Origin of the sequence: Streptomyces sp. SS1-1 (genome assembly GCF_008973465.1) — a bacterium.
Classification (GTDB): Bacteria; Actinomycetota; Actinomycetes; order Streptomycetales; family Streptomycetaceae; genus Streptomyces.
In genome coordinates this window covers 399,954-416,590 of the sequence record NZ_WBXN01000004.1, presented here as the reverse complement: position 1 = coordinate 416,590, position 16,637 = coordinate 399,954, and the positions used below count along the sequence as shown (strand labels likewise).

At 71.7% G+C, this 16,637-nt stretch carries 12 protein-coding genes and 1 pseudogene; 10 read left to right on the top strand and 3 right to left on the bottom strand.

Features of this window, described 5'->3' with window-relative positions:
* Nucleotides 1-19 precede the first annotated feature (19 nt).
* The 9 genes and pseudogenes from F8R89_RS36085 (at nt 20) to F8R89_RS02880 (ending at nt 9,952) form a co-directional block, all read left to right on the top strand.
* Nucleotides 20-187, top strand: coding sequence for a hypothetical protein (locus tag F8R89_RS36085; protein WP_192806032.1), 168 nt, complete (start codon nt 20-22; stop codon nt 185-187).
* Between the two features lie 269 nt (nt 188-456).
* Entirely contained in the window at nt 457-1,488 is a 1,032-nt protein-coding gene (locus F8R89_RS02915; protein WP_151782454.1) for a LacI family DNA-binding transcriptional regulator, read from the top strand.
* A 277-nt stretch (nt 1,489-1,765) separates the two neighbouring features.
* On the top strand, nt 1,766-2,860 hold the full coding sequence (locus tag F8R89_RS02910; protein ID WP_151782453.1) for an ABC transporter substrate-binding protein: 1,095 nt from the start codon (nt 1,766-1,768) through the stop codon (nt 2,858-2,860).
* Between the two features lie 79 nt (nt 2,861-2,939).
* Nucleotides 2,940-4,499: a sugar ABC transporter ATP-binding protein gene (locus F8R89_RS02905; protein WP_151782452.1), complete on the top strand. Its 1,560-nt coding sequence runs from the start codon at nt 2,940-2,942 to the stop codon at nt 4,497-4,499.
* Nucleotides 4,492-5,454: an ABC transporter permease gene (locus F8R89_RS02900; protein WP_151782451.1), complete on the top strand. Its 963-nt coding sequence runs from the start codon at nt 4,492-4,494 to the stop codon at nt 5,452-5,454. Before F8R89_RS02905 ends, F8R89_RS02900 begins: the two co-directional genes overlap by 8 nt.
* Complete coding sequence (locus F8R89_RS02895; RefSeq protein ID WP_192806031.1) at nt 5,451-6,485, top strand: ABC transporter permease; 1,035 nt, start codon at nt 5,451-5,453, stop codon at nt 6,483-6,485. Before F8R89_RS02900 ends, F8R89_RS02895 begins: the two co-directional genes overlap by 4 nt.
* A gap of 92 nt (nt 6,486-6,577) precedes the next feature.
* A pseudogene (locus tag F8R89_RS02890) lies at nt 6,578-8,932 on the top strand (AbfB domain-containing protein).
* Nucleotides 8,933-9,026: 94 nt separating this feature from the next.
* On the top strand, nt 9,027-9,389 hold the full coding sequence (locus tag F8R89_RS02885) for a DUF1304 domain-containing protein (RefSeq protein WP_151782450.1): 363 nt from the start codon (nt 9,027-9,029) through the stop codon (nt 9,387-9,389).
* The gene (locus tag F8R89_RS02880) at nt 9,386-9,952 is read left to right on the top strand and encodes a TetR/AcrR family transcriptional regulator (protein ID WP_151782449.1); all 567 of its coding nucleotides are present in this window, start codon (nt 9,386-9,388) and stop codon (nt 9,950-9,952) included. The genes F8R89_RS02885 and F8R89_RS02880 overlap by 4 nt, the downstream gene beginning before the upstream one ends.
* A 60-nt stretch (nt 9,953-10,012) precedes the next feature.
* Here F8R89_RS02880 and F8R89_RS02875 read toward each other — a convergent pair whose 3' ends face one another.
* The 3 genes from F8R89_RS02875 to F8R89_RS02865 form a co-directional block, all read right to left on the bottom strand.
* Nucleotides 10,013-13,288, bottom strand: a complete 3,276-nt coding sequence (locus F8R89_RS02875; protein WP_151782448.1) for a LamG-like jellyroll fold domain-containing protein — start codon at nt 13,286-13,288, stop codon at nt 10,013-10,015.
* Nucleotides 13,289-13,569: 281 nt separating this feature from the next.
* Nucleotides 13,570-14,226 carry a hypothetical protein gene (locus F8R89_RS02870; RefSeq protein WP_151782447.1) on the bottom strand — a complete coding sequence of 219 codons (657 nt, stop codon included), beginning with the start codon at nt 14,224-14,226 and terminating at the stop codon, nt 13,570-13,572.
* Nucleotides 14,223-15,866 (bottom strand): serine/threonine-protein kinase, encoded by a 1,644-nt coding sequence (locus tag F8R89_RS02865; RefSeq protein ID WP_151782446.1) that lies wholly within the window; start codon nt 15,864-15,866, stop codon nt 14,223-14,225. Before F8R89_RS02865 ends, F8R89_RS02870 begins: the two co-directional genes overlap by 4 nt.
* A 262-nt stretch (nt 15,867-16,128) precedes the next feature.
* Here F8R89_RS02865 and F8R89_RS02860 point away from each other — a divergent pair, with 262 nt between their 5' ends.
* On the top strand, nt 16,129-16,557 hold the full coding sequence (locus F8R89_RS02860) for a hypothetical protein (protein WP_225994315.1): 429 nt from the start codon (nt 16,129-16,131) through the stop codon (nt 16,555-16,557).
* The last annotated feature ends 80 nt before the right edge of the window (nt 16,558-16,637 follow it).

The following is a 16,637-nucleotide window of genomic DNA, read 5'->3' as shown; positions in this document are numbered from 1 at the left end:
CGATCCAGGGGAGGCCGCCATGGCACTGTTCCTGTTCCTGCTCCTCGTGGCCGTCGTGCTGGGCTTCATCGGGGTCCTCGCCAAGGGCCTGTTCTATCTGCTGCTCATCGGCGTGCTCCTGGCGGTCGTCGCCTTCCTCTACGTCGGCCTGCGCATCCGGCGCAGCGGCCGCCGGCCCACCCGCTGAACCGTCCCAGACGTGCGCGCGCCCGTATGTGACCCCGTGTGACGGCAAGCGCTTGCCCGCCCCGGACGCGCCCCCTCGGTCCCGCGTGTGCCGGGCGTGGCATCATCGCGCCGTCGGCCCGTACAACTCCTTGTCAGTGCGCGGACGTCGCCTGTATAACGTGCCTGTATAACGTTGTAAACATCCAGCAGGGACTCGGCGCCAGGCGCACGGTGACGACACCGTACCCGCACCGACCACCCGAGTCGGGCCGCTCTGAAAGGAATGCCGTGCGGGTCAGCCTCAAGGACGTCGCCGCCCACGCAGGAGTGTCCATCAAGACCGTCTCCAACGTGGTGAACAACTACCAGCACGTCACCCCCGCCATGCGCGAACGCGTGCAGCGGTCCATCGACGCGCTGGGCTACCGGCCCAATCTGGCCGCCCGTCATCTGCGCAAGGGGCGCACGGGCATCATCGCCCTCGCCCTGCCCGAACTCGGCAACCCCTACTTCGCCGAACTGGCCGCCGCCGTCATCGACGCGGCCGCCGCCCACGACTACATCGTGCTCCTCGACCACACCGGCGGACACCGCGAACAGGAGGTGCTGGTCAGCCAGGGCTTCCGGGCCCGTGTCATCGACGGCCTCATCCTCAGCCCCATCGAGCTGGAGCAGGAGGACCTGCGCGACCGCGCGGAGAACGTCCCGCTGGTCCTCCTCGGCGAACGCGACTACGAGCTGCCGTACGACCACATCGCCATCGACAACGTGGCCGCCGCACGTGCCGCCGTCCGGCACCTCCTCGACCTCGGACGCCGGGAGATCGCCTTCATCGGGGCCCGGCGGGGCCGCAGCGAGACCGCCCAGCTGCGGGTGCGCGGCTGGCGCGAGGAGCTGACCGCCGCCGGACTCCCCGCCGACGACGGGCTGGTGGCCGCCACCGAGGGCTGGGGCCACGCGGACGGCGCGGCGGCGATGACCCGCATCCTCGACGCGGGCCGCCGGCCCGACGCGATCTTCGCCTACAACGACCTGATGGCGATCGGCGCCATGCGCGTGCTGTACGAGCGCGGGCTGCGCGTGCCCGAGGACACGGCGGTCGTCGGCTTCGACGACGTCGTCGAGGGGCGCTTCGGCGCGGTCACGCTGACCTCCGTGTCGCCGGACAAGGAGGCCATCGGGCGGCTTGCCGTCGAGTCGGTCCTGGCGCGCCTGGGCGGTGAGGCGCCCGAACCCCGGCGCGTCTGGGCGGACTACCGCCTGGTCGCCCGGGAGAGCACGCTCGGACGCGCGGCCCGGGAGGGCGCCACCGAGAGCTGACGGGCGGGCGCGCCCGTGTCCCCCTGCTCGGCCGACGCGTCGTGGCGGTGTCTGCCGTTCCACGCGCGCGTCGGCCCGTCGTCGTGCCGTGACGCGCCCCGCGCTTTCCCGTGTCGGGCGCACAGCTCTGTGCACAAGGGGTTTACAGCGTCCTTCCAACGATGTAAAAACCTCTTGCGGCGGGCCGGACAACGTTGCCCGCCGGGGGAGAGGCACCGTTTCCTCACCTGCGTCGACTCCCCAGTTCCCTTTCAGCGTCGCCCGGATCGGGGTCACCATGCAGCGCACCACTCACCGTCCTCGCCTCTTCGCCCGCCCCGGGGTCGTGGCCCTGGCCGCCGCGGTGGTCTTGACCGCCGGCGCCTGCGCGAAGTCGGAGGACGACGCGTCGAAGGACACGAAGTCCCCGGCCGCCGCGGGCGCCGAACAGAAGGTCGTCACGCCGAAGCCGGGCAGCAAGTCCTGCGCCATCGACGCCTACGGCGCGAAGAAGATCGACCTGAAGAACGCGACCATCGGCTTCTCCCAGTCGGAGAAGGAGGCCAACCCGTTCCGCATCGCCGAGACCCAGTCCATCAAGGACGAGGCGAAGAAGCGGGGCGTCAAGCTGCTGACGGCCAACGCCCAGTCGCAGTTCTCCAAGCAGATCAGCGACGTCCAGGATCTGCTCGCCAAGGGCGCCGACCTGCTCGTCATCGCCCCGCTCAACTCCGACGGCTGGGACCCGGTGCTCCAGGCCGCCGCCGCCAAGAAGGTCCCGATCGTCACGATCGACCGCAAGATCAACGCCACCGCCTGCAAGGACTACGTCTCCTTCATCGCCTCCGACTTCGTCGAGCAGGGCAAGCGCGCCGCCGACCAGATGATCGAGGCGACCGGCGGCAAGGGCGAGGTCGCCATCCTCCTCGGCTCCGCCGGGAACAACGTCACCACTGAGCGCACCAAGGGCTTCAAGGACCAGATCGCCGCCAAGGCCCCCGGCCTGAAGGTGGTGTTCGAGCAGACCGGTGACTTCGCCCGAGAGAAGGGCCAGCAGGTCACCGAGCAGCTCATCCAGTCCAAGCCCGGCATCAAGGGCATCTACGCCGAGAACGACGAGATGGGCCTCGGCGCGGTCGCCGCGCTCAAGGGCGCCGGCAAGAAGGCCGGCGACGTCAAGATCGTGACCGTCGACGGCACCCGCAACGCCGTCCAGGGCATCGTGGACGGCTGGATCAGCGGCGTCATCGAGTCCAACCCCCGCTTCGGCCCGCTGGCCTTCCAGACCCTGGACACCTTCACCCAGGGCAAGGACGTCCCCCAGGACATCATCATCCAGGACAGCGCCTACACCGCGGACAACGCCAAGACGGACATCGCCAAGGCGTACTGATCCATCCGGGGGCACGGGCCACCGTGCCCCCCTCGCCTCCCCCTCACCACGATCCGCCCTTCACTACCTGGAGGCACAGGTGGCACCCCCCGCCGAAGTCCTCGCCGTCCGCGGACTGAGCAAGACCTTCCCCGGCGTCCGGGCCCTGGACGACGTGGACCTCACCCTGCACGCAGGCGAGGTCCACGCCCTGATCGGCGAGAACGGCGCCGGCAAATCGACCCTCATCAAGCTCCTCACCGGCGTGTACCGCCCGGACGCCGGCGAGATCACGTTCCAGGGCGACACGGTCTCCTTCGCGACCCCGCTGGACGCGCAGAAGGCGGGCATCTCGACCATCTACCAAGAGGTCAACCTCATCCCGCTGCTCAGCGTGGCCCGCAACCTCTTCCTGGGCCGCGAACCCCGCAACCGCTTCGGCGTCCTGGACGTCGCCCGGATGAACCGGGAGGCCGAGGAGATCCTCGCCGGGTACGGCGTCCACGTCGACGTCCGCCGGCCGCTGCGCACCCTCGGTGTCGGCGCCCAGCAGATGGTGGCCCTGGCCCGCGCCGTGGCCACCGACGCCCGCATCGTCATCATGGACGAGCCGACCTCCTCGCTCGAACCCCGCGAGGTGGAGACCCTGTTCACGGTGATCCGGCGGCTGCGCGACGCGGGCATCGCCGTCGTCTACGTCAGCCACCGTCTCGACGAGCTGTACGCCGTGTGCAGCACCGTCACCGTGCTCCGCGACGGCCGGCGCGTCCACCACGGGAAGCTGGCCGACCTCGACCGGCTCTCCCTGGTCTCCACCATGCTCGGCCGCGACCTCGGCGAGGTCCGCGAGGAGGGCCTCACCAAGTTCACCGGCGAGCACCACGCCGCCGACAGCGAACCGGTGCTGGACGCCGCCGGACTGACGGTGCCGCACAAACTGCACGACGTGTCCCTGAGCATCCGGCCCGGCGAGGTCGTCGGCCTCGGCGGACTGCTCGGCTCCGGACGTACGGAGACCGCCAAGGCCATCTCCGGCGCGCTGGCCGTCCGTTCGGGCCGGGTCACGGTCGCCGGAACACCGCTGCGCGGCGGTTCGGCGCCGGCCGCGATCCGCGCGGGCATCAGCCTGCTGCCCGAGGACCGCAAGAGCGAGGGCATCGTCCCCGGCCTGTCGGTCCGGGAGAACATCGCGCTCGCCGTCCTGCCCCGCCTGTCCCGCTTCGGCCTCGTCTCCGAGGCCAAGGTCGACAGTGTCGTCGACACCTTCATGAAGCGGCTGCGGATCAAGGCGTCCTCACCGCACCAGAAGGTCGGCGAACTGTCCGGCGGCAACCAGCAGAAGGTGCTGCTCGCCCGCTGGCTCGCCATGAACCCCAAGGTGCTGCTGCTCGACGAGCCCACCCGTGGCATCGACGTCGGCGCCAAGGCCGAGGTGCAGAAACTGGTGGACGAACTGGCCGCCGACGGCCTGGGCGTCCTGCTCATCTCCTCCGACCTGGAGGAACTGATCGAAGGGTCCGACCGCGTGGTCGTACTGAAGGACGGCGCCGTCGTCGGCGAACTCACCGGCGACGACGTCACCGAGGACAAGCTCATGCGCACCATCGCCGGGGACGCACGCCCGGAGCCGGTAGCGAAGGAGGTGGCGAGCGATGGCTGAGGCCACCCTGCGCACCGCCCCGCTGGACCGCACCCGGGTGCTGCAGTGGCTGCAGACCTACGGCGTCTACGCCGGCGTCGCCGCCCTGCTCGTGGTGAACACCGTCATCACCCCGCACTTCCTCTCGGCGGAGAACTTCCGCACCCAGGCCGTCCAGGTCGCCCCCGTCATCATCGTCGCCCTCGGCATGGCCCTGGTCATCGGCACGGAGGGCGTCGACCTGTCCGTCGGCGCCGTCATGGCGCTGGCCGCGTCCGTCACCGCGCTCTACCTCGGCTACGGGCTGCTGCCCGCGCTGCTCGTGGTCGCGCTGTTCGCCGCTGCGGTCGGCCTGGCCAACGGAGCGCTCGTCGCCCTCGTCGGCGTCCAGCCGATCGTCGCCACCCTGGCCCTCATGGTCGGCGGCCGAGGCATCGCCCTCGTGCTGCTGCCCCAGCTGAAGGACCTGCGCAACCCGTCGCTGGCCTCCCTCGGTTCGGGTGACATCGCCGGCGTCCCCTACCTCATCCTGATCGCCGCCGTCCTGGCCCTGCTGGTCGCCTTCGTGGTGCGCCGCACCACCTTCGGCCGTCAGCTCCTCGCCATCGGCGACAGCCGGCCCGCCGCGCAGCTCGCCGGACTGCCGGTGCGCCGCGTGCTGATCCTCGTGTACATCGCGTCGGCGCTGCTGGCCGCCGTGGCCGGGGTGCTCGCCACCGCCCGCCTCCAGGCCAGCGACCCGACGTCGCTCGGCAACCTCATGGAACTGTCGGCCATCACCGCCGTCGTCGTCGGCGGCACCCCGCTGACCGGCGGCCGGGTCAACATCGCCGGCACCGTGGCCGGAGCCGTCCTCATCCAGCTCCTCACCGCCACCCTCATCAAGCACGATCTGCCGCCCTCCTGGACCCAGATCGCCCAGGCCATAGTGATCGTCGCCGCGGTGTACGCGGCACGGGGACGGGGGAAGCGATGACCGTCACGAAAGCGGACGTACCCGTGACCACCGCGAGCAACGAACCGGCGGGGGAGAGCGAGCCGGCCGGCTCCGCCCGCTCCGAACGGCTGAGCGCCCTGATCCAGCAGCACGGCGCACTCGCCGTCCTGGTGATCGTCTCCCTGGTGGCGTCGTTCTCCTTCGACTCCTTCGCCACCGGCGACAACGTCAGCAACATGGCGACCAGTTCGGCCTTCCTGGCGATCGTCGCGCTCGGCATGACCTTCGTCATCATCACCGGCGGCATCGACCTGTCCGTGGGCTCGCTGTTCGCCCTCGGCGGCGTCCTCGCCGCCTGGGGATCACGCCACGGCACCCTCGTGGCGCTGCTGCTGCCCCTGCTGGTGTGCGGGCTGATCGGTGTCGTCAACGGCCTGCTGGTCGCGAAGTCCCGGCTCGCCCCGTTCATCGTGACCCTCGCGGCCATGCTCGGCGCGCGCGGTCTGCTGCTGGCCATCACCGACGAGGGCGCGGACACCTTCCTCATCGGCAAGGGCTCCGTCCTCGCCGAACTCGGGCAGGGCACCACCCTCGGCCTCGGCAACCCGGTCTGGATCACCCTCGCCCTGTTCGTCGCCGGCGCCGTCGTGCTGCGCCGCACCCGGTTCGGCCAGCACGTGTACGCGGTCGGCGGCAACGAGGACGCGGCGGCCCTGATGGGCGCCCCGGTGGCCCGGACGAAGATCCTCGTCTACACGCTGTCCGGGCTGCTCGCGGGCCTCGCGGGCGCGCTCAACGCCGCCTGGCTCGCGTCCGGCGTCACCATCCTCGGCAACGGCATGGAACTGGAGGCCATCTCCGCCGTGGTCATCGGCGGCACGCTCCTGACCGGCGGCCTCGGCTACGTCAGCGGCTCCCTGGTCGGTGTCCTGCTGCTGAAGGTCATCCAGAACGTCATCAACCAGATCGGCTCCCTCGACTCCTCCTACCAGCAGGTGGTCAGCGGCGCCTTCCTGGCCGTCGTCGTCATCGCCCAGACCTGGCTGGGCCGTCGGCGGCAACTCATGTGACGGATCCGGGCCTCCGCAGGGCTCGGGTTCGGGGGGTCGAACACCCCCTGGCACGCGCACGTCTCCGCAACCCCACGAAGCAAGGAGGCACGATGCGTCGAGTACCCGCAGGCCGGCGGAGGTTCGGCTGGCCGAGACGGCGAGCGCGGTGGGCGACCACCGCGCTCGCGGTGTTCGCCCTGGCCGCCGGCACGGTGGTGACGGCCACCGGATCCGCGGCCGCCGCACCTGAGGCGTGGACCCCGAAACCGTCACCCCATGACACCCCGGTGGACCGACAGGTCCCGTCGACAACCGCTGCCGGAATTACCCCGCCCGCAGCTGACCCGCCCCGACGGGCCAACCTCAACGGCATCTGGGACTTCGCCGTCACCTCGGCGAAACGCCGGACAGCCGCCACGTTCCCCGAGCAGATCCGGGTCCCCTTCGCCGCCGAGTCCGCGTCTCCGGCATCCACCGCAGGATCACCAGAACGACAAGCTCTGGTACAAGCGCACGTTCACCGTCCCGTCGAACTGAACGGCGCCGCGTCCAGCTCAACTTCGGCGCCAGCGACTGGCGTAGACCGTCTGGGTCAACGGCCGGCAGGACGGCGCCGTCCACAGCGGCGGCTACGACGCCTTCTCCCACGACATCACCGACCTGCTCACGACCGGCACCAAAACCCTCGTCGTCTCCGTCTGGACCCCACCGAGACAGGCACCCAGGCCATCGGCAAGCAGCGCATCCGTGACGTCGCCCCGCACCCCGGCGGCGGCATCCTCTACACCGCGGCGTCCGGGATCTGGCAGACCGTGTGGCTGGAACCCACGGCCCCCGCGTACGTCAGCCGCCTCGACCTGGTGCCGGACCCGGCGAACAACCGCCTCAAGGTCACCGTCCGCGGCACCGGGACGAACGGCCACCAGGCCCGCGTCACCGTCTCCACCGGCGGCACCACCGTCGGCACCGCCACCGGCCCGGTCGGCACGAGTTCACCGTGCCGGTCCCGAAACCCGCACCTGTGGACCCCGGAGGACCCCTTCCTCTACGACGTCAGGGCCGACCTGCTGTCCGGCTGGCACCACCGTCGACTCGGTCGGCAGCTAAACCGGTATGCGCACCATCGCCCTCGCGAGCGTCGGCGGACACCAACGCCCGGTGCTGAACGGGAAGTTCGTCTTCCAGACCGGCCCGCTCGACCAGGGCTACTGGCCCGACGGCATCTACACCGCGCCCACCGACGCGGCCCTGCGCCACGATCTGCAGAAACACAAGGACCTCGGCTTCAACATGGTCCGCAAGCACATCAAGGTCGAACCGCAGCGCTGGTTCTACTGGGCCGACCGCCTGGGGCTGCTGGTCTGGCAGGACATGCCGTCCATGGAGCGCACCCCCGACGCCGCCGCCCGCACCCAGTGGGAGGCCGAGTACGACCGGATCATCGACCAGCACCGCAGCTCCCCGTCGCTCGTCCTGTGGGTCAACCAGAACGAGGGCTGGGGCCAGTACGACCAGGCCCGGCTCGCAGACAAGGTCAAGGCGTACGACCCCTCCCGCCTCGTCGACAACATGAGCGGCCCGTCAACTGCTGCGGTGCCGTCGACGGTGGCAACGGTGACGTCGTCGACCACCACGTGTACGTCGGCCCCGGCACCACCGTGCCCAGCGCCACCCGCGCCGCCGTCCTCGGCGAGTTCGGCGGCCTGGGCTTCAGGGTCGCCGGCCACGAGTGGTACCCGGGCGGCGGGTTCAGCTACGAGGACCAGCCCGACCTCGCCCATCTGAACAACCGGTTCGTGGGGCTGATCGACGCGATCCGCGAGGTCCGGATGCCCCGCGGCCTGTCCGCGTCGGTCTACACCGAGATCACGGACGTCGAGAACGAGGTCAACGGCCTGCTCACCTACGACCGTCAGGTGGTCAAGGTCGACGAGGCGCGGGTACGGGCCGCCAACCGTGCCCTGATCGACGCCTCGCGCGGGTCGACGGCCCCGCTCACCCTGCCCGTCGACCAGTACCGGTCCCTGCGGGTCACCACGCCCGGCTACACCGACCGGTACATGCGCCACAAGGACGGCGCCGTCTTCACCGAGGTGGTGAACGCCGGCAGCACCGCCCTGCTGAAGAACGACGCCACCTGGCGGATCGTCCCCGGACTCGCCAACAGCACCTGCTACAGCTTCGAGTCGCGCAACTACCCCGGCCAGTACCTGCGGCACCGGGAGTACCGCGTCTACAAGGAGGCCGGCAGCGGCGACCTGTACCGGGCCGACGCCACCTTCTGCCCGGTCCGGGGCGCCGACGGCGGCGTACGGCTGTCCGCCTACAACTTCCCGGAGCAGTATCTGCGTCACTACAACGCGGAACTCTGGCTGGCCACGCCGGGCGGCACCCACACCTGGGACAACCCGGCCCTCTTCACCCAGGACACGACCTGGGCGGTGGAGGCGCCCTGGGCACCGTGATCACCCGGTAGCCGACCACCCGTCCGATCCTGGACAGGTGTCCATGTATGCTGGACATCTGTCCAGGAAAGTTCCGCGAGGGGTGGGGTCATCGATGGAGACGACGGCGAGCGTTCTGGTCGCGCTGGTGGCGGCACTGCACGCCTACATCCTGGTGCTGGAGATGTTCCTCTGGGAGAAGCGGCCCGGCCGCGAGCTGTCCGGCTTCGACGCCGAACTCGCCCGCGCCAGCGCGCCCCTGGCCGCCAACCAGGGCCTCTACAACGGGTTCCTGGCCGCCGGCCTGGTCTGGGGCCTCATCGCCGACGACCCGACCGGGTTCCAGGCCCGGGTGTTCTTCCTCGTCTGCGTCGTCGTCGCCGGCGTGTACGGAGGCGCCACCGCCAACCGCCGCATCCTGCTCGCCCAGGCACTGCCCGGCGCCCTCGCGCTCACCGCGGTCCTCCTCGCCCGGTGACCGGCCCCGAAGGCGACGCCCGCGCCGTCCGCACCCGCGCCAGGCTCCGCCGCGCCCTCCTGGACGCCTGCGCCGAACAGCCGCTGGCCGAGGTCAGTGTGGCCGCCCTCGTACGGCGGGCCGGGGTCGGCCGGGCCACCTTCTACGTCCACTACTCCGACCTCGAGGCACTCGCGGTGGACGCGTGCGCGGACGTGGTGGGCGACGCGGTGGACGCCCTGCACGCCTGGCGCGGCACCCCCGACCCCGCCTCACCACCGCCCGCACTCCTCGGCTTCTTCGCCGGACTCACCACCCACGCCGGGCTCCACCGGGAACTGCTCAGCCCCGGCGGCGGAGGACCCCTGGGCCGGCGGCTCCACCAGGACCTGCGCGCCCGCAGCCGTGCCGAACGCGCCCTCGCCGGCGCGCCCGAGCCGGACCTCGTCGCCTCCGCCGTCGCCTCGGCCTTCACCGGGGTCCTCGCCGACTGGCTGCACGGCCTCGTCCCCGGCGGCCCGGACGAGACCGCCCACCGCGTCTGGCGCCTGCTGATCTCCCTGCACCGCACCCCACTGCCCTGAGACACCGGACGGCCCCGGCGGGAAACGCTCCCGCCGGGGCCGCCGGTGTGCTCCGGACCGCTACGGCTTCTCGTCCGTGTAGAGCGCGCTCACCTCCTCGGCGGTGAGCGCCTTGTCGAACGCGTGGACCTCGTCGACGGCACCGTTCCAGAAGTCGGTGTCGTTGCCGCCCCACTGGGCCCGGCCGACCGCGAGGGAACCGGTGCTCGGGTAGGCCGCACCGCCGGTCGCGGACGCCGCCCGCTTCCCGTCGACGTACAGCGTGATCGTGTTGTCGGAGCCGTCGCGGACGCCGACCAGGTGGTACCAGCGGCCCTTCTCCGGGGTCGTCACCAGCCGGGCGCGGTTCTCCCCCGGGGTGCTGAACGCGAACGCCCCCTGCCCGTACTGGAGATAGAACGGGCTGGCCTGGCGCCGGGTGTCCTGGCTGACCGCCGTGGCGTAGTTGCCCGGCAGCTCGTCCAGCCGCACCCACGCGGACACGGTGTAGCTGCCTGTGGTGTCGAGCACCGGCCCGGCGGTCTGCGCGTACTGCCCCTTGCCGTCGAACTTCAGCGCGCTGCCGCTGACGCCCGGCGTCCAGCTCGTGCCCTCGCTCAGCGTGAGCGGCTTCTTGTTCGGGCCGGCGTCCTTCGCCGTGGTCCCGGAGCCCTCGTCGAGGGACCAGGACCCGCCGCCCTTCAGCGGGAGCTGGTCGCCCGCCGAGGCGCCGGCGGCGATGACCTTGCGGTTGATCTCACGGACCCGCGCCGGATCGACCTTGATCTCCCGGCGGTCGTACGTGTAGAGACCGTTGAGCTCGTTCTCCAGGTCCGTGATCTGCGTGTAGATCGAGCCGGACAGCTCGGCCGCGGCCTGGTCCAGGTAGAACTTCTCCGTGTTCTCCACGTACTTGCGGGTCAGCGCCTCCTTGGTGTCGACGCCGCTGTAGATCACGGTCGGGGCGCCCGGCCACATGTGCCCGGGGGAGCGCAGCGTGAAGCCGCCGTGCTCGCCGTCCATCGCCGCGCGCTTCGCGTCGGGGAACGGCGGGTCCTCGTTGTTGTAGTCGTGGTGGTCGATGATGTCGCCCTTGCCCGAGTCACCCTTGGAGTTGCAGCAGTTCACACCGCTGTGGGCGTTGACGACGCGGGACGGGTCGGCCTCCTTGACCGCCTCGGTGATCTTGCCGGTCTCGGTGCGGTCCCACTCGCCCCAACCCTCGTTGAAGACGATCCAGCCGATCACGGAGGGCGCGTTGTGGTGCTCCCGCATGATCTCGCGGCCCTGGTCGACGAAGGCGGTCCGCCCGGTCTCATCGGTCAGGTCGCCGGAGACGAAGTCCTGCCAGACCAGCAGGCCGAGCCGGTCCGCGTGGTAGAACCAGCGCGCCGGTTCCACCTTGATGTGCTTGCGCACCGCGTTGAAGCCGAGCTCCTTGTGCGCCTTCAGGTCGAACGCGAGCGCCTCGTCACTGGGGGCCGTGTACAGGCCGTCGGGCCAGAAGCCCTGGTCGAGGGTGGCGAGGGAGAAGACCGGCTTGCCGTTCAGCACCAGCTTCTGGAAGCCGCCGACCTTCGCCACGCCGATCTCGCGCATACCGAAGTAACCGCTCACCTTGTCCTTCGACTTGCCGTCGGTGAGCGTGACGTCCAGGTCGTACAGGTACGGGTCGTCCGGGCTCCACAGGTGCTGGTTCGCCACCGGCAGCCGCAGCTGCCTGCCCGCCGGCCCGCTGACCTTGCCGACGACCTTGCCGCGCTTGTCCCGCGCCACGGCCTCGACCCGGGCGCCCGCCGACGCCTGGGCCGACTCCACCGTCACCGCGAGGGTGCCGGAGTCGATGTCCGGGGTCGAGACAACGTTATCGATCGACGCCTTCGCGACCGGTTCCATCCACACCGTCTGCCAGATGCCCGACGACTGGGTGTAGAAGATGCCGCCCGGATTCGTGGACTGCTTGCCCATCGGCTGGTTCCGGCCACCGGTGTCGGTGACCGCGACCACGATCTCCTGGGGTCCCGAGCCCTTGAGCGCGTCGGTGATGTCGGCGCTGAACGCGTCGTACCCGCCGGTGTGTTCGGCGACCTTCGTGCCGTTGACGTAGACCCGCGCCTGGTAGTCGACCGCGCCGAAGTTCAGCTTCAGCCGGTTGTCCTTGCCGCTCTTGCCGACCTTCCAGTCCTTCGGGACGGTGATCGTGCGGCGGTAGAACATGTGGTCCTCGTGCCGCTCCAGCCCGGAGAGCTGCGACTCCACCGGATACGGCACGACGATCTTCTCGCGCAGGTCCTTGCCGAACGCCGGCTGCTCACCGGCCTTGGCACCGCTGAACTGCCAGGTGCCGTTGAGGTTCTTCCACTTGGAGCGGACCTGCTGCGGGCGCGGGTACTCCGGCAGCGGGTTCTTCTTGTCGACCTTGTCGCCCCACTTGGTGGTGAGCCGGTGCGTGGAGGCGTTCTCGGCGTACCGGATCACCTTCGGCACGGTCTCGCCGCCCGAGGTCAGACCGCCCTCGCCGTCGTAACTCACGCGCACCTGCTGGGCCTTCTGGATGGGCTCGGCGAGCGTCACGACCAGGGAGTTGCGGTCGCCGGGGGCCGTGGCCACCGACTTCAGGGGCATGGCCGTCGTGTCGGCCTCGACCTTCAGGTGGTCCTTGACCGCGCGCAGGTCACCGACCCTGCCCTCGAAGCGGGCGCGCAGTGTGCGGCCGTCCGCCCCCACGGTCAGCTCCACCGGGTAGACCTCGAAGCCCTCGGGCGGGGTGAACGCCGACATGGGCACGAGCTGCTTCGCGATGCCGGGGCCGGACCAGCGCAGGAACATGTTGGCGCCGCCGAAGTCCTGGAACATCTCCAGCCGGAAGTCGTGCTTCTCCCCGGCGTTCAGGTGGATCTTGGCGCTGGTCTGCTCCTTGTCCCAGTCGGGCTCCCAGTGGTCGATGACCGGCTCGCCGTCGATGAGGAGCCGGAAGCCGTTGTCGCCGATGGCGTAGAAGGTGTAGTCGCCGGTCGCCGGCGCCTCGATCTGCCCGGTCCAGCGGGCGGTGGTGTGCTCCGTCCGGCCGGTCAGCTCCTGGAACGTGCTGGTGAGGCCCGAGAAGTTGATCTGCGGCTCGAGGAGTGTGCCGCCGAGCCGCGCGAAGTCACGGGCGCCGGGCTCGGACATGGCGAAGTACTCGCCCTTCAGTCCGTGCACGACGACGTCGGACGCCTCGGCGGAGGGGGCCTGAGCGCTGCCGGCCGACTCCGCCGCCGACGCCGTGGCGGCCAGGCCGCTCGGGGGGACGACGAGGGCGGCCGCGGCCAGCAGCGCCCACACTCTGGCTCGGGGGCGGGTGTGTTGTCTTGTCATCGAACCTTTCCTCGCACGGAGGCCGCGGACCGGTGCCGGTCGGCACGTGCACGGGTGGGTCGCAGGACCGGCACGGACGCGGTCGGGGCGGCTCTTTCAACGTTGGAAAATCTTGCGACAGCGGAATGACAACACGCCCTTCGGACGGCTGTCCAGACCTCGCGCAGCACTCTGTCGCTCCGTCACCACGGCACCCACCGCACCGGCATGAGGCACGCGCGGCTCACCACGGCCCGCGTGTCACCGCGCGAACTGCGGCTTTGCCCCGTCCACGGGGGAGTTCAGCCGCAGTCGTAGGTGAACCGCGCGTTCGCCGTCAGATGGGCGGGCGACAGGATCTCCACCTCGGCCCGGGCCGCGTGGCGGCCCTGGCCCTCGAACGTCCAGCGCAACGTGAGGCGTGCCTGCCGCTGGTCGCGGGCCACCACCTCGCGCAGCACCCCGGAAGCCGTGCCGTCGCTGCGGGTCCACCGGTAGGTGAGGGTGCCCGGACGGCCGTCCGTCTCCACCCGCGCGACGACGTCGGCGGTGCCGTCGCACGGGAGCACCGCGGGCCGGGCGGTGACCGCGACCGAGCGCACCTGGACGGACGGCCCGAGCCGCTGCCAGGCCAGGAAGGCGAGGACGCACAGCACCACCAGCACGGGCAGGGTGTGGCGGCGCAGCCGCCGGGGTGCCGGTGTCGGGGTGGCTGGCAGTGCGGGCAGCGTGCGGTGGGTGCGATGGGCGACGGCGGCGGTGACGCCGGGGCCGAAGCGCAGCACCGTGCCCTCGACGCGGTCGGGTCGCGGCGCCGGCGCGACGAGGGTGCCGTCGGCGTCCGGTCCGGGGCGCTGGATCCAGTGGCTGCCGAGCACGGTGGCGCTGTAGCCGGTGTCCTCCGAGGGCTCCACGCGGCGCGGGCCGAGGCCGGCCGTCCGGTCGTCGGGCGCGCTCATCGGAGGTCACACTGCCGGGTCAGGAGCTGCTGGGTGGCCGTCCCGCCCGCGGCGGCGGGATCGGTCGCCGCCTGTACGAACCAGTAGCAGCCCCGGTTCTGGAAGGTGTGGTCGACCGGGATCGTGTACTGGGTGGCACCGCTGCGGGTGAGGGTCTGGGCCGCGCCGTCGGCGGAGCCGGGCAGCCCGGCGAGGTTGCCCGTGGACCAGGAGACGGTGACGGAGACCGGGCCGGTGCCGTCCGTGGTGACGACGACGGTCGCCGTGGCCGTCGTCGGGCCGGTCTGCGTGAAGCCGGACACCGCCACGTCCTTCACGGCGGGCGCGGTGGGTGTCGTGGGCGGCGCGTCCGTCGTGGGCGTCGCCGTGCCACCCGTGTCCCCGGGTGCCGTGGTCCCCGAACTCCCCGTGCCGGTGGGGGAGTCGGTGGTCGGGGCACTGGCGCCGTCGGTGGCCGTCGGGGTGGGCGAGACGTTCGGCGAGGACGAGACCGAGGGCGATCCGGACGAGGAGGCGGACGGGCTCGGCGTGCCGGGTCCGTCCGCCGGCGCGCCGGGCCGGGCGCCGGTCGTGGCGACGGCCCGGGCCGTGTCGCGCGCGGCGTTGTCCGGGGCGAACGGGACCCCGTAGGTCAGGAGCACCCCGAGCAGCACGGCGGCGGCCGACGCCAGCAGCCCGGCCCGGCCGGGCAGCCACGCCCGCACGGGGCTCGGGCCGGGCGGCGGGCCAAGCACCGTGCGCGCGACGTCCGTGGTGCCGCGCGCGCCGCCCCGGGCCGAGGGCAGCAGCAGGGGCAGCAGGGCGACCAGCGCCGCGAGCCGGTCCCGGCCGCGCTCCTCCCAGTCCGCCCCGTACGCGGCACCCGCGACCGCCTCGAGCTCGCGGACGAACTCCGCGGCCCGCGCGGGGCGTCGCGCCGGGTCCTTGGCCAGCCCGCGGCGCACCAGCTCCCGTACCGGCTCGGGCGCCTCCTCCGCCGGCACGGGCGCCTCGACGTGCCGCAGCGCCAGTTCGGCGATGTTGTCGCCCGCGTACGGCTTGCGGCCCGTGAGGCACTCGAAGAAGGTGGCGGTCGCCGCGTACACGTCGGCGGCGGGGGAGGCGGGCGCGCCGGTCCACTGCTCCGGCGCCATGTACGACGGGGTGCCCGCCACCCCGGCGTCGGTGCCCGCGTCCACGGCGATGCCGAAGTCGACCAGCTTGGACGTCCCGTCCGGCAGCACGAGCACGTTCTCGGGCTTGTAGTCGCGGTGGACGACCCCGACGCCGTGCGCGTCGGCCAGCCCGAGCAGGGAGCCCTTGAGGACGGCCAGCGCGGCCTCGGGCGTCAGGGGGCCCTCACGGCTCAGGAGGCTTCGCAGCGAGACGCCGTCCACCAGCTCCATCACGATGGCGGCGCCCTGCGGGCTCTCCACGTACTCGTACAGCCCGGTGACGTACGGGCTCTCCAGCCCGCCCAGCAGCCGTGCCTCGGCGCGGAAGTCGTGCACGAAACCCGGCCGCGTGCGCAGGGACTCGCTGAGGTACTTCACCGCGACCGGGACACCGGTCTCCTCGTGGACGGCCAGCACGACCCGCCCGCTCGCCCCCGACCCGAGCTCCAAGGACCCGGTGTATCCGGGCACTTCCCATGTACTCATGCGCGTCCCCCCAGGCCGCCTGTCGGCGCCGGCGGACCTGCTCGCCGCCGCACCGGAGCCCCGGCCGTCGTACGGCGGCCGTGTCCTGGGCTCAGAGACTCATTTTCGGCCGTCGCGGTCGCGTGGCCAGAGCGGACGGCGAGGCGTGCCCCGACCGTGACAAAGCCGTCGCGGACCGACGACATGGCGCGCCCCCGGCCCTCTCCGCGGATGCTCATGGTCGAACATGTTTGCTGCCGCGGGGAGCGGCAACGCGGTGTCCATGAGCCCATCCAACAACGACACCAACCAGGATTCCGCAACCGCCAAGAAGACGGCCACCAAGGCTCGTCGGGCCACGTCGCGGGCGACCGCGCCGGCGTCGAAGGCCGCGGACAAGGCGGCGGACAAGGCCGGTGACACGGCGTCAGCCGCCGCGGGCACCGCCGAGCGGACGGCCAAGGCCACTTCCGCCCTCGCCAAGTCCGCGGCCCAGCGGGCCGAGGCCGGCCGCAAGACCGTGGTCGCCGCCTCCGGTCAGGCCGTCGCCCTCGCGACGACGGCATGGACGGTCCTCGCGAACCGCAAGGCCCTCGCCGCCGGCGTCGGCACGGGCATCGCGGTGCTCGGCGCGTCCACGTACGCGGCCGGGCGGCGCGCCGGGCGGCGCACGCTCGGTCCGATCACCCGGCTCACCGGTGGCCGGATCTGATCGCTGAGCCACGCCGGTCCGCCCGTCGGACCGGCCCGCCGGCACGGCAGGGCGGTGGCGACCTCGCACCGACAGCGAGT